Source organism: Microbacterium sp. dk485 (genome assembly GCF_004570445.1).
Lineage (GTDB): Bacteria > Actinomycetota > Actinomycetes > Actinomycetales > Microbacteriaceae > Microbacterium > Microbacterium wangchenii.
In genome coordinates, this window is the sequence record NZ_SPQW01000001.1 from 2,022,503 (window position 1) to 2,034,937 (window position 12,435).

Here is a 12,435-nt window from a genome sequence, read left to right on the forward strand (position 1 = left end):
AAAGGGAAATCATGCAACGACACACACGGCTCGCCGCGCTGGCGGGCGGCGCCGCCCTCCTGCTGGGCGTCACCGCATGCGCGCCTGGCGCGGGAACTCCCGAGAACGCTCCCTCCGGCGGGGCGATCAGCACCGACATCTCCGAAGTGGGAGAGATGACGCTGACAGTCTGGGACCAGGAGGTCCGCGGGGGCCAGAACGAGGAGATCGAACGCCTGAACGCGGCGTTCGAGGAGAAGTATCCGAACATCACCATAGAACGCGTGTCGCAGGCGTTCGAGGATCTCAACACCACCCTCCGTCTCGCGCTCACGGACAAGGACGCCCCCGACGTCGTGCAGGCCAACAACGGCCGCAACACGATGGGTGCCTTCGTCGAGGCGGGACAGCTTCGTCCTCTCGATGACTACGCCGACGCATACGGCTGGCTCGAGCGCTACTCGCCCTCGGTGCTGCAGTACTCCACGTACAGCGAGGACGCGGCGGTCTTCGGCGACGGCAACCTCTACGGCCTCCCGCAGATGGGCGAGGTCGTGGGTGTCTTCTATTCCAAGTCGAAGCTCGAGGGGCTCGGGCTGGAGGTGCCCGGAACGTGGGATGAGTTCGACGCCGCCCTGGCCGCCGCGAAGGAGGCGGGGGAGATCCCGCTTCAGCTCGGCAACATCGAGCAATGGCCGGCAGGACACGTTTTCGGGCCGCTGCAGGGTGCGTACGTCGACCCGGAATCGATCACGTCGCTCGGCCTGGGCAATCCCGGCGCGAGCTGGACCACGCCGGAGAACGAGGCGGCCGCCGCCGCGCTGCAGGGCTGGGTGGACAGCGGCTACTTCAACGACGGCGTGAATGGGACCGATTACGACGCCGCCTGGCAGGCGCTGGCCGACGGTCAGGGCGTGTTCCTCCTCGGCGGCTCGTGGCTCTCGGCTGATCTCGAAGACGCCATGGGCGAGGACGTGGGCTTCTTCGTTCCGGCGACCGAGTCGGGGTCGGTGGCCACGACGGGCGGCACGAGCCTGCCCTTCGCCATCACCTCAGCCGCGGAGAACACTGACGTCGCGGCGGCGTACATCGACTTCCTCACGAGCGATGACGCGATGGACATCATCGTGGAGACGGGGAATCTGCCGGTCAACCGCACCGCCGAACTGGCTCCGTCCTCCGGTGTGCTCGCGGACGTGTTCGCCGTCTTCGGCGAGGTCACGACAGACGGTGATCTCCTGCCCTACCTCGACTACGCCACGCCCACGGCCGGCGAGACGCTCGGGCGGGCGCTGCAGGGGTTGCTGGCCGGAGAGATGACGCCCACGGCCTTCACTGAGCAGCTGGAGGCCGACTACTCGGAGTTCGTCGCAGCGAATGAGTGACCCAGTCGTCGGCGTGACCGACCGGAGGGCCTCGAGGCGCTCCGGTCGGTCACGCGCGGCGTGGGTTCCCCTCGCCTATCTGGCACCGGCTGCGCTGCTGTACGGGGCTTTCCTGTTATTCCCGCTCGGCCGGGCCGCGCAGTTCTCCTTCTTCGAGTGGGACGGACTCGGGCAGTCCACCTTCGTCGGCTTCGGCAATTACATCGCGCTCGTCCAGGACGAGGAGCTGCGTGAGGCGTTCCTGCACGCATTCGTGCTCATCTTCTTCTACGCGGTGCTTCCGCTGGCCATCGGGCTGCTGCTGGCGGCGCTACTGACACGGGCGCAGGTGCGCGGTCTCGGCTTCTTCCGGACCATCATCTTCCTTCCCCAGGTCATCGCGATGGTCGTCGTCGCCGTCACCTGGCGGCAGATCTACGCGCCGGACGGCCCTCTGAACGGGTTCCTGCGCGCGATCGGCCTGGGCGATCTCGCCCGCCCGTGGCTCGGCGACTACACCTTCACGCTCCCCGCGGTCGGGCTCATCGGCAGCTGGGTCAGCCTCGGGCTGGTCACTGTGCTGCTCATGGCAGGAATGAGCCGCATCCCGCCGGAACTGTACGAGTCCGCGCGCATCGACGGGGCGGGTCCGTTCCAGGAGTTCTTCGCCATCACGCTTCCCTCGGTGCGGGGCGAGATCACCGTGGCCCTCACGCTCACGATCGTGGCGGCGCTCAAGACCTTCGATCTCATCTATGTCACCACCAGCGGAGGACCGGGCACCTCCACGACAGTGCCCAGCTACGAGGTTTATCGGCGCGCGTTCCAACTCGGTGAAGTGGGCGCGGCGACGGCCGTGGGTGTCGCGCTGACCATCGTCGTCTTCGCCATCAACTTCGTCGTGAACAGGATCGGGGACAAGAAGTGAAGACCTCGGCGGTGGAGAAGACCGCGAACTATGTCATCCTCATCGTGTTCGCTCTCGTGATCCTGGGACCGGTCGGCGTGATCCTCTCGCTGGCGCTCGGCCCCGAGAGCGCGTCGGTCGCACGCGAGGGCCGGCTGTTCCACTGGGAGAACTTCGCCGAGGCGTGGGAAGTCGGCCGGTTCGGCCAGTACATGGCCACCTCGGTCGTCGTGGCCGTTGTCGTCGTGATCGTCGCCGTGACCGCCTCCATCCTCGCCGGGTACGCGCTGGGGACGATGAGGTTCCGCTTCGCCGATGTCATCTTCTACGTGTTCCTCCTGGGCATCATGGTGCCGACGGAGGCGATCATCGTTCCGCTGTACTTCGATCTGCGCACGATCGGGCTGACCAACACCGTCTGGGGCGTGGCGTTCCCGCAGATCGCGATGTCGATCGCGTTCGGCACGTACTGGATGCGCACCTACTTCCGCACGACCAATCGCGCCATGATCGAGGCGGCCCAGCTCGATGGCGCGAGTTCGTTCCGGATCCTGTGGCAGATCCTCGTCCCGATCGGGCGCCCGGCGATCCTCACGCTCGTGCTGCTGGTGTTCATGTGGACCTGGAACGAGTTCCTCGTCCCGCTCGTGATGTCGCCCAACGGCAGCGTGCGCACCGCCCCGTTGGGGCTGGCCTTCTTCCAGGGCCAGTACACCCAGGGAACCGCCCTGCTCGCCGCCGGCGCCGTGATGGTCGCCCTTCCCGTCGTCGCGCTGTACATCTTCCTGCAGCGGTACTTCATTAAAGGCATGCTCGAGGGAGCGGTGCGCGAATGATCGAGGTGCACGTGATGCCCGACCCCAGGGCGATCGGTGCGGAGGCGGCGAACCGCTTCGACGAGGTCGTCGGAGGCGGCGCGCGCGTGCTCGGGCTCGCCACGGGGTCGTCGCCCGATCAGGTCTACGCCGAGCTCGTCAACCGCCACGCCGCCTTCCCTGGTGCCTACCGTGCGTGCCGGGTCTTCCTGCTCGACGAGTACGTCGGGCTTCCCCAGGGGCATCCGGAGCGATACGCCGCGGTCATCCGCCGCACGGTGACCGATCCGCTGGGCATTCCGCGGGACCGCGTGTACGCCCCCGATGTCGATGCCCGCGACCTTGCGGCGGCGGGCGAGAGATATGACGAAGCCATCGCGGCAGCGGGCGGCGTTGACCTCCAACTCCTCGGCGTGGGAACCAATGGACACATCGCCTTCAACGAGCCGGGGGCGACTCTGGCCCGAGGAACGCACGTCACACGGCTCACCGATCGGACACGGCAGGACAATGCACGCTTCTTCGGCGGCCGTGTGGACGCGGTGCCCCGCGCGGCGATGACGCAGGGCATCGGGACCATCCTCCGCGCTCGACGCCTTCTGCTGATCGCGACCGGCGCCGCGAAGGCGGATGCGATCGCGGGCCTGGTGAGCCGCCCGGCCGATCCGGAGCTGCCGGTCACCGCACTGCACCGTCATCCGGCGGTGTCCGTCTTGGTCGACCCGGCAGCCGCCTCCGGCATCTCCGAGGCCGACCTCCTTCCGGACGTGCGGATGCGGGGCCATGATGACGAGCGGGTCGACCGGATGATCGGCATGCATGCGGATGATCGGATCCGCTCGTAGACCTCCGAACGTGGCCCCGGGTGTGCAACCGCCGGTGACAGGGCCGGTCAGCAGTCGGTGACGGGCTTCGGCCGGCGCAGCTTGGCGGTGAGATCGCGAAGCAGCGCCAGTTCGTCGTCGCTGAGGCACGACATCTGCTCGGCGATGTTGGCGGCATGTTCGGACGCCAGGCGGCGGAACGCCGCCGCCCCGGCCTCGGTGGCCCGCACCAGAGCGCCCCGGCCGTCGTCGGGATCGGGGCACTTGCTGATCAGGCCGCGCGCGACCATCCGGTCGACCAGCCGCGAGACGCTCGGCTGGCTGATGAGCATGTTCGCGGTGACGTCGCGCAGACGCGCCGTCATCTCCGGCGCACGCGTGACGGTCAGCAGAACGTCGTACTCCGCCTGCGACAGATCCGTCTCGGTGAAGTCGACCCTGAGCTGCTCGAAGACCTCGTGCTGCGCACGGAACAGGCTCTCCCACGCATCGACGGCGAGGTGGCGGTCGGTCATACCGACAAGAGTAAGGCGCACGGGCGCCGCATAGGCTGAGCGGCATGAAGTGGATGCGACGCACCCTGGCAGCCCTGGTGATCGCCCTCGCCTCGGTGGGTGCGGGGGTCGTCGTCGCGCCGGCTGCGTCGGGTGCGTCCACCGTGCCGGGCGCCGCTGCATCCGTGGTGCGCGCCGACGTCAACGACTTCACGTTCGCGAGCATGGACGCCGACTACACCCTCACCCGCGCCGAGGACGGGGCCAGCGAGCTGCGGGTGGTGGAGACGTTCGTGGCGGAGTTCCCAGACGCGGATCAGAACCGCGGGATGCAGCGGCTGCTGCCCGAGAAGTATCTCGGCGCGCCGCTGGAGGTCGATCTGATCTCTGTCACCGACGCCGACGGGAATCCCCGCGAGGTCGAGACCGAGAGCGACGACGGGTACCTGTTGGTCACCTCGCGGGCCGACGATTACGTGCACGGGGAGCAGACGTACGTCTTCACCTACACGATGCGCAACGTCGTGCGCTTCTTCGACGACACCGACGCCGACGAGTTCTACTGGAACGTCAACGGACTGGACTGGGAGCAGCCGTTCGATCGCGTCACCGCCGCCCTGCACGTGGATGAGGCGCTCGCCGCAGAGCTGACCGGCTCGGAGGCCTGTTATGCCGGCGCGCGCGATTCGACGGCCGAGTGCCCGATCGCGAGCGAGAAGGCCCCGGACGGCGCCGTCACCGTCCGCGCGGAGGCGACGGGCCTCGGCGCGCACGAGACGCTGACGGTGGCGGTCGGTTTCGCCTCGGGCACGTTCACGCCCTTCAACCCGTCGTTCTTCGCTTCGCCGTGGGGCTGGCTCCAGCTCGTGGGCGTGCTGATCGTCCTGGCCGCGCTGGCGTGGGCGATCGTGGTCAGGGTCCGCCTGCTCTCCGATGCCGAGGGTCGTCCGACGATCGTCGCGGAATTCACTCCCCCCGCCGCCGTGGACGCCCTCGAGAGCGCCGTGCTGCTGGGGAAGACGACGAAGGCAATCCCCGCCGAGGTGCTCGAGCAGGCCGTGGTGGGCAGCATCCGCATCGTCGAGGGTGAGCGGCGCCGCTTCGGGGGCGTGCAGTTGGAGGCGCACCTGGTCGATCCTGAACGCGCCGACGGGGACGGGCGGATGCTGCTGAAGGGCCTGTTCGGCGAAGACGCCGCACCCGGCGCGGTGTTCACGTTCGGGCGGCAGGACACCAGGCTCTCGACCGCGGCTCGGGCGATCCTGGCCGACGCGGGGAAGGAGCTCGTGCGGCGGGGTCTGCGCCGAGAGGTGCCGCTGGGGCCCCGCATGTGGCCGGGGGTGCTGATGCTGGCGGGGATGGCGGTGTCGGCTGTCTTCGGCGTGCTCGCGCTGGCGGGGAGCGTCACCCCGCTCCTGCCCATCGTGCTGTTGATCGTCAGCGCCTTGGCGATGGTCTTCGGAATCGGTCTGCTGGCCCACAAGCCGCTCACGCCGCTGGGCACGGACACACGCGACCATCTGGCGGGGCTGAAGGTGTTCATCGACTGGGCGGAGGCGGACCGCATCCGGATGCTGCAGTCTCCGGGCGGTGCCGAGCGCATCGCCGTGGACGCCGGCGACCCGCGGCAGATGCTCCGCATCTACGAGTCGCTGCTGCCGTACGCCGTGGTGTTCGGGCAGGAGAAGCAGTGGTCGGAGCGGCTCGGGGTGCTGTACGAGTCCACCGGGACGCCCGGGTGGTACGTGGGCGCTGCGGGCTTCAACGCCGGGGCGTTCGCGTCGGGGATCGGCTCGCTCTCGGCGAGTGCGACGTCGTCGTCGTCCACGTCGGGCGGGTCGACCGGTGGTGGTTCCGCCGGCGGGGGCGGGGGAGGCGGAGGCGGCGGCGGCGTCTGACCCGGGGCCGCTCACGGCGGCGCGGCCTGGAGGAGCGCGTCGTGCCGGCGGTGGACCGAACCTGTGGCGGGTCGCCATCGTCGCGCGGAGTCGAGCCATCCCGGGCCCCGGAGCCACGGCGACCCACGGACCATGCGGATCTCCCAGCCGCTCGTCTCGATCGTGCGGTGGTGGAACCAGCACAGGAGCACACCGTTGTCGGTGTGGGTGGGGCCGCCACGGGCGGCTTCCTGCACATGGTGCACTTCGCACCAGGCGGCGGGGACGTGGCACCCCGGGATGATGCATTCGCCGTCCCTCGTGGCGATCGCGCGGCGCTGATGTGCGGTGTAGAGACGCTGCGGGGTGCCGAGATCGACGATCCGCCCCGCGGGATCGAAGACGATCCGCTGGATCTGTCCGGCGCAGCCGGCATGCCGGGCGACGGAAGCGGGTACCGCTCCGGTGTCGCCGGCGCCGGTGGGAGGGACGAAGGCCACTCCTGACGCCTGATCGAGTTGATCCGCGCGGACGGTGACCACGAGCGTCGGGGCGGATCCGCCGAGGCTGGGGATGCCGTCCATGCCGGCGGCGACGGAGAGGACACCTGCGAACGCGTCGTGCCGGCGCTGGGTGGTCGTGCGCGGGTCCGCCGGCACATCCTCGCCGCTCTCATCGGTTTCCGCTTCGTCCGCGAAGCGCGGGCCGGGAGCGCCCGGCGCCTTCGGGTTGAGGAAGGCGTCGAGCAACCGCTGCAACTGGGCGGCGACGTCGGGAAGCAGTGCGCCCTGCACGCCGACGACGCCCGCCCTCTCCCGCCCGAGCGTCAGCCCGCGCGCCTTCATCGCACGTTCCCCGTCGGGGAGTGCCCCATCCGGGTCGAGGAAGAGCGCCCACGTGTTGGCCATGATCGCGACCTCATCCGCACCCGCGGGCAGTGCGTCGCCTTCTCCCGTGGCGGCATCGACGAGCGCCTGCTCCGCCGCTGCGAACGCGTCCGCCTCACACGCGGCGCCGCGCTCGCGGATCGAGGCGAGCGCTGTCACGATCGCGGAGGCGGCATCCACCCCGAGTGCACCTGACGCCACGGCGCCGGCGACCACGGGGAACGCCGGGGGCAGCGTCTCGCCGGTGAGCGCGACGCGAGCTCGGAGCGGCGTCGCGGCGCGTATGCGTGCCCGTGCGGTCGAACCCGAAACGAGCGTGACGCGTTCGAGGAGTTCCCCGGGGGTGCGGCAACCGCGGGTAACCGTCAGCCGCTCGCTGCCCAGGTCGGTTCGACTGCGGTGCGCGACCTCTCCGGCGAGCGTCACGCGGGCCGCGTCCAGTAGTCGGCCGAGGGCTTCCACGTCGGCCACGTGCCGCAGGAGCTCGTCATCGGATGCGGCCGCAGCATCCAGCCCGTCGACCATCGCCTGCAGACCTGCGCGGAGAGAGGTCGTGAGGGCGGTGCGATCGCTGTCGAACATGAGGCGATTCTCGCAGGGGCCACCGACATCCGGATGGTCTTCACCCCAGGTCAGGAGCTATTTCTGTGGATAACTCCGCTGGGCCGTGGGCTGGGGAGGAGAGGTATGCGGCCGGGCAAGAGTAAGGGCCGGTCGGAGAGGCTTCCGACCGGCCCTGTTCCCTTGCACCAAGAGTGTCCTGCAATCACATGTCCGGTAGCTGCCACAGCAAAACAACTACCGTGCGAGCACTCTATAACGAGAAGATAACGGGAGGGAAGACCCCGCCGTTATCTTTCTGTGATTCTTTCGACGGGGTGATGATGCCGCGAGGTGCGAGAACTCGACGACCACTCCCTCACCGGAGGGGACGGAAGAACTCCGCCAGATCCGCGACAAGGAGCTGCGGTTCCTCGAGGGCGGCGAAGTGCCCGCCGCGGTCGCTCACGTCAGTCCACCGGGTGATGGTGTTCTCCCGTTCGGCGAACCTGCGGATGCCGACGTCGTGGGCGAACATGATGACCCCCGTGGGAACGCCGGTCGGCTTCCTGGTCGCCCCCCACGCCGAGTGCTGCGCATATCCGACGTAGGCGGCTGTGCCGGCAGACTCGGTGAACCAGTACAGCGACACGTCGGTCAGGATTCGATCGAGGGGGATGATCGTTTCGGGGAGCGCCTTGTGGGGAACGGTCCACTTCTGGAACTTGTCGATGATCCACGCAAGCTGGCCGGCGGGAGAATCCACGAGCCCCGCTGCGAGAGTCTGGGGTCTGGTGGATTGGATCGCGATGTAGCCATACTCCTCCCGCATGAAGGTCTGCACCCGCTCGAGACGGTCCAGCTCCAACGGGGTGAGGGATGCAAGGTCTGCTTCGCTGGGAGCCTGCAGCGGCATACCCATCGAGCCGTTGACATGGACGCCCACCACATGAGTCGGTGCCACTCGCGCGACCTCGGGAGAGACGGCTGCGCCGATGTCCCCACCCTGTACCCCGTATCGGTCATAGCCGAGGCGTTCCATCAGCGTCGCCCACGTCTGCCCGATGCGAGCCGCGTCCCAGCCGCCCTCAACGACCGAGCCTGAGAATCCGAATCCGGGTAGCGACGGAATGACCACATCGAACGCATCCACGGCGGCGCCTCCGTGGGCTTCCGGATCGGTGAGGGGGCCGATCAGATCCACGAACTCGAGGAACGACCCCGGCCATCCGTGGGTGAGCACGAGCGGCAGGGCACCTTCCACCTTCGATCGAACGTGGAGGAAGTGGATCGTCTGCCCCTCGATCACCGTGGTGAACTGCGGGAACGTGTTCAGCGCAGCCTGCTGCGCCGCCCACTCGAACTCGTCAGCCCAATACGTGACCACTCGCCGCAGGTAGCTGACCGGCACTCCTGTCGACCAATCATCGCCAGGCAGGGGCGGCGGAAAACGGGTCTCGCCCAGCCGGCGTCTGAGCTCATCGACTGACCTGTCCGGGATGTCGATTCGAAACGGCTGAATTGCGGCAGTCATCCAAGTTCCTTCCGTCGTGTGCCGGCCCGAATGAGCCACACCACGAGGACGCTAGGAACGAACGAGGACATCACCTGTCCCCGGCCGAGAATGAGCGGTCAGGCGCTCGATCGGGAAGCGCTGTCGAGGAGTAGGAGGCGGCTTGCCATTCGGAAGGCATCGGGCCGTCTGGAAGCGTCCGCGAGGAAACCGGACAGATCGACCGTCGACGAGAAACGCACGGGTATGTCGGCGTCCACCAGCACGTCGATGAGGTTGATGAAGCGCTGCTGAGCCTCCGCGTCGACTGCCCCGAAGGACGGTATGTCGGTGATGACCCAGCGGGAGAAGCATCGCGCCCAGTCCAGGTACTCGACCGTCGACGTCGCTGCCGAGCACAGCTGGTCGAACGATGCGACCAGCTCGCCGCCGTCGAGTGACGTCACCGTGAATGATCGTCCCTTGGCGATGGCGAAGGCCCGCTGTTCAGGTGCACCGGAACCGGCGGGCTCCAGTGTCCAGGTGCCGGCGGCGAAGCCGCGGCCGTGCTCTCGATTGACAGTTCGGTAGTCGATGGGACCCGCGAGGTTCCACACGTCCATGTGCGTCTTGATGAGCGCGATGCCCGGCTCGAAGATGTGGTGCCAGATCGGATTCGGGAGCAGATCGTCCGGGGCGTAGTTCGACGTCGCGAGAACGGCAAGACCGCGCTGGAAGACGTGATCGAGCAAGCGGGTGAGGAGCCGTGCGTCGCCGGAGTCGTGGACGTGGAGCTCGTCGAAGAAGAGCAGGCGGCTGTTCCCGGTGATGTCGTCGATCGCGCGTTCGACGGCGTCTCTTTCGCTTCGGTGACCGTGGATGCTGCGGTGCAGCTCGTCGAAGAACCGATGGAAATGCACGCGCGTCTTCTGAGCCAGCGGGAGCTCCGCAAAGAAGGCGTCAGCGAGCCAGGACTTGCCTCGCCCCGCGTCCCCGTGAATGTAGAGGCTGCGCGGCGACGATCGCCGCAAGGGGCCGCGATCGACATCTGCGCCGAGAGTCGCCAGCCGCTCGAGTAACGCCCGCTGAGCTGCGTCCAGAGCGAAGCCATCACGCGCTGCCGCGTTCTCGACGCCCACAACGAGCGCGTTCTCCGGTCGCACTCGTTGAGCGTGCCATGCGACCAGCGGTTCGGCCGAATCGTCGTTCGGGTCGCCCGCCGGATTCACGCGGCGGCGACGAGCGTGTTCTGCCGGCGGAGGATCCACCAGCGGCCGTCGCGCCGGGCGAAGACATAGAGGGCCGTCATCTCGGGGGCATCGCCACGCTCTGCGGCTTCCGCGGTCGACCACGCCCGCTTGTGCGCCACCGCCACGTCGGGCGCGAGCAGCGCGATCCCGTCCAGGCGGTAGTGCGCCGTCGCGTCGCGCAGATGCGCCCGCAGGAGGGCCTTCCGGGTGGACGTCTCGATCTCCTCGCGTCCGATGAGCTCCGCGCCGACCGCGTTGACGATCCGTGCATCCGGTGCGATGTCGCGGATCAAGAGCTCGGCATCGTTCTCATTGAAGCCCCTCTCGACGTTCGCGACGATGTCGCGGAGGGTGGCCGCATCCTCGCCCGCGATCGTCTCGTCGGCGGGCTGGATCACACCGGTGTTCTGCCCGTGCACGATGCGCCAGTCCCCGTCCCGCCGCGCCCACACGTAGGTCGGCCTTCCTTCGCGCCGAGGGGAGAACGACTGCCCATCGGCGGTCAGGTACTCCTGATCCACGCTCGTGATGGCGACGTCCGGTGCGGGGAAGCGCACGTCGGTGACGTCGTAGCGGACAGACTGCCCGGCCATCCCGCCGGGCAGCGCCTTCCGGGTGAAGTCGGCGATCTCCTCGATCCCGAGCAGACGGCCGCCGGCCCCATTCACCCACACGGCGTCGGGGGCGAACAGGGCGAGGAAGCCGTCGACGTCCTCCGCCCGCTGCGTGCGCTGGATGGCGGCGACGAGCTCGGTGAGGCGGTCGGCGTCCCTGGATGCTGCGGTCGCGGGTGACTCGATCGGGCTCATGTCCTAGAGTCCACTTCATCAAGTCCACTTGATGTCAAGGGAAGATATGGCGCACATCCCGGAGGACGCTGTCTGGCTGAGACCAGGACAAGTGGCCCAGCGCGCGGGCGTCGCGGTCTCGACGCTGCACTACTACGAGCGCCTCGGGCTCATCACCAGCCGGCGCACCGCCGGCGACCGCCGCGAGTACCGCCGCGACACGCTGCGCGTCATCGGCTTCATCCGCGCATCTCAGACCCTCGGCATCCCGCTCGCGACGATCAAGCAGGCCCTTGACGAGCTGCCCCACGAGCAGCCGCCCACCAAACGCGATTGGGCCCGGATCGCCCGGATGTGGCGTGCCGACCTCGATCAGCGCATCGAGCGCCTCGAGGCGCTGCGTGACAACCTCGCGAACTGCATCGGCTGCGGGTGTCTCTCCCTCACAGCCTGCCCGTACACGAATCCGGGTGATGCGATGGGGGAGCAGGGGCCGGGCGCCCGGCGTCTCATCCCGTGACCTGATCGGTCAGCACGCGGACCACTCGCGCCGGCGAGCCCACGGCGATCGCGTTCTCGGGTACGTCCTTCGTCACAACGGATGCCGCGCCCACGACGGCGTTGTCCCCGATGGTGACGCCGGGCGGGACGGTGACGTTCGCGCCGAGCCAGACGTTGCGGCCGACGACGATCCGTGACGGGTGCATGTCTGCTCGACGGCTCGGATCGAGGTCGTGGTTGAGCGTGGCGAACACGACGTTGTGCCCGATGAGGCAGTCGTCTCCCACGAACACGCCGCCCTGGTCCTGGAATCTGCATCCGGAGTTGATGAACACGCGCCTGCCCAGCGTGATGTTCTTGCCGAAGTCGGCGGAGAACGGCGGGAACACCGTCACCGACTCGTCGACGTCCTTCCCCGTCAGCTGCGACAGCAGCTCTCGTACCCGTGCGGGGTCGTGATACCCGCCGTTGAGCTCCCCGGTGATCCTCAGCGCTTCCTGACTGACCTCGTGCATGACGCGGTGCAGTGGCGAGTCGCCGGTGATGGTGGTGCCGGCATCGAGCGCCTCGAGAAGGTCGTGGAGTTCCATGGGGGGATTCTCACCCACGACCGACTCTTTCAGACACGGCCCTCATCGGATTCCACCGGCGATGACGGTGAATGCGCCCACCCGTCTCCGGCACGTCGGCGTCCGCGCGGGGCCGGTAATGTCATCG

General features: G+C 68.4%; 12 protein-coding genes. 6 read left to right on the forward strand and 6 right to left on the reverse strand.

What is annotated here, in order from left to right; translation table 11 throughout:
* Nucleotides 1-11: 11 nt before the first annotated feature.
* From E4V99_RS09540 to E4V99_RS09555, 4 genes are read left to right on the forward strand one after another with little or no spacing between them, the layout of a single operon-like run.
* Nucleotides 12-1,364: an extracellular solute-binding protein gene (locus E4V99_RS09540; RefSeq protein WP_135117069.1), complete on the forward strand. Its 1,353-nt coding sequence runs from the start codon at nucleotides 12-14 to the stop codon at nucleotides 1,362-1,364.
* Nucleotides 1,357-2,271 (forward strand): sugar ABC transporter permease, encoded by a 915-nt coding sequence (locus E4V99_RS09545; protein ID WP_135117070.1) that lies wholly within the window; start codon nucleotides 1,357-1,359, stop codon nucleotides 2,269-2,271. Before E4V99_RS09540 ends, E4V99_RS09545 begins: the two co-directional genes overlap by 8 nt.
* Nucleotides 2,268-3,086 (forward strand): carbohydrate ABC transporter permease, encoded by an 819-nt coding sequence (locus E4V99_RS09550; protein WP_135117071.1) that lies wholly within the window; start codon nucleotides 2,268-2,270, stop codon nucleotides 3,084-3,086. Before E4V99_RS09545 ends, E4V99_RS09550 begins: the two co-directional genes overlap by 4 nt.
* Before the next feature lie 14 nt (nucleotides 3,087-3,100).
* Nucleotides 3,101-3,910 carry a glucosamine-6-phosphate deaminase gene (locus tag E4V99_RS09555; protein WP_245233150.1) on the forward strand — a complete coding sequence of 270 codons (810 nt, stop codon included), beginning with the start codon at nucleotides 3,101-3,103 and terminating at the stop codon, nucleotides 3,908-3,910.
* Between the two features lie 47 nt (nucleotides 3,911-3,957).
* On the opposite strand, the gene E4V99_RS09560 is transcribed toward E4V99_RS09555, so the two are convergent.
* The gene (locus E4V99_RS09560) at nucleotides 3,958-4,404 is read right to left on the reverse strand and encodes a MarR family transcriptional regulator (protein WP_135068892.1); all 447 of its coding nucleotides are present in this window, start codon (nucleotides 4,402-4,404) and stop codon (nucleotides 3,958-3,960) included.
* 44 nt (nucleotides 4,405-4,448) lie between these two features.
* Between E4V99_RS09560 and E4V99_RS09565 the strand changes: the two genes are divergently transcribed.
* Complete coding sequence (locus E4V99_RS09565) at nucleotides 4,449-6,281, forward strand: DUF2207 domain-containing protein (RefSeq protein ID WP_245233151.1); 1,833 nt, start codon at nucleotides 4,449-4,451, stop codon at nucleotides 6,279-6,281.
* An 11-nt stretch (nucleotides 6,282-6,292) separates the two neighbouring features.
* Here E4V99_RS09565 and E4V99_RS09570 read toward each other — a convergent pair whose 3' ends face one another.
* From E4V99_RS09570 to E4V99_RS09585, 4 genes are all read right to left on the reverse strand, one after another.
* The gene (locus E4V99_RS09570) at nucleotides 6,293-7,729 is read right to left on the reverse strand and encodes an HNH endonuclease signature motif containing protein (RefSeq protein WP_135117073.1); all 1,437 of its coding nucleotides are present in this window, start codon (nucleotides 7,727-7,729) and stop codon (nucleotides 6,293-6,295) included.
* Nucleotides 7,730-8,066: 337 nt separating this feature from the next.
* Nucleotides 8,067-9,221, reverse strand: coding sequence for an epoxide hydrolase family protein (locus tag E4V99_RS09575; protein ID WP_135117074.1), 1,155 nt, complete (start codon nucleotides 9,219-9,221; stop codon nucleotides 8,067-8,069).
* A 98-nt stretch (nucleotides 9,222-9,319) separates the two neighbouring features.
* Nucleotides 9,320-10,408, reverse strand: coding sequence for a cell division protein ZapE (gene zapE, locus E4V99_RS09580; RefSeq protein ID WP_245233152.1), 1,089 nt, complete (start codon nucleotides 10,406-10,408; stop codon nucleotides 9,320-9,322).
* Nucleotides 10,405-11,238 (reverse strand): SgcJ/EcaC family oxidoreductase, encoded by an 834-nt coding sequence (locus E4V99_RS09585; RefSeq protein WP_135117076.1) that lies wholly within the window; start codon nucleotides 11,236-11,238, stop codon nucleotides 10,405-10,407. The genes zapE and E4V99_RS09585 overlap by 4 nt, the downstream gene beginning before the upstream one ends.
* A gap of 46 nt (nucleotides 11,239-11,284) precedes the next feature.
* On the opposite strand from E4V99_RS09585, the gene soxR reads away from it, so the two are divergent.
* Complete coding sequence (soxR, locus tag E4V99_RS09590) at nucleotides 11,285-11,737, forward strand: redox-sensitive transcriptional activator SoxR (protein ID WP_135068870.1); 453 nt, start codon at nucleotides 11,285-11,287, stop codon at nucleotides 11,735-11,737.
* Here the strand turns inward: soxR and E4V99_RS09595 are convergent.
* Nucleotides 11,727-12,308 carry a sugar O-acetyltransferase gene (locus E4V99_RS09595; protein WP_135117077.1) on the reverse strand — a complete coding sequence of 194 codons (582 nt, stop codon included), beginning with the start codon at nucleotides 12,306-12,308 and terminating at the stop codon, nucleotides 11,727-11,729. The genes soxR and E4V99_RS09595 overlap by 11 nt on opposite strands.
* Nucleotides 12,309-12,435 lie beyond the last annotated feature (127 nt).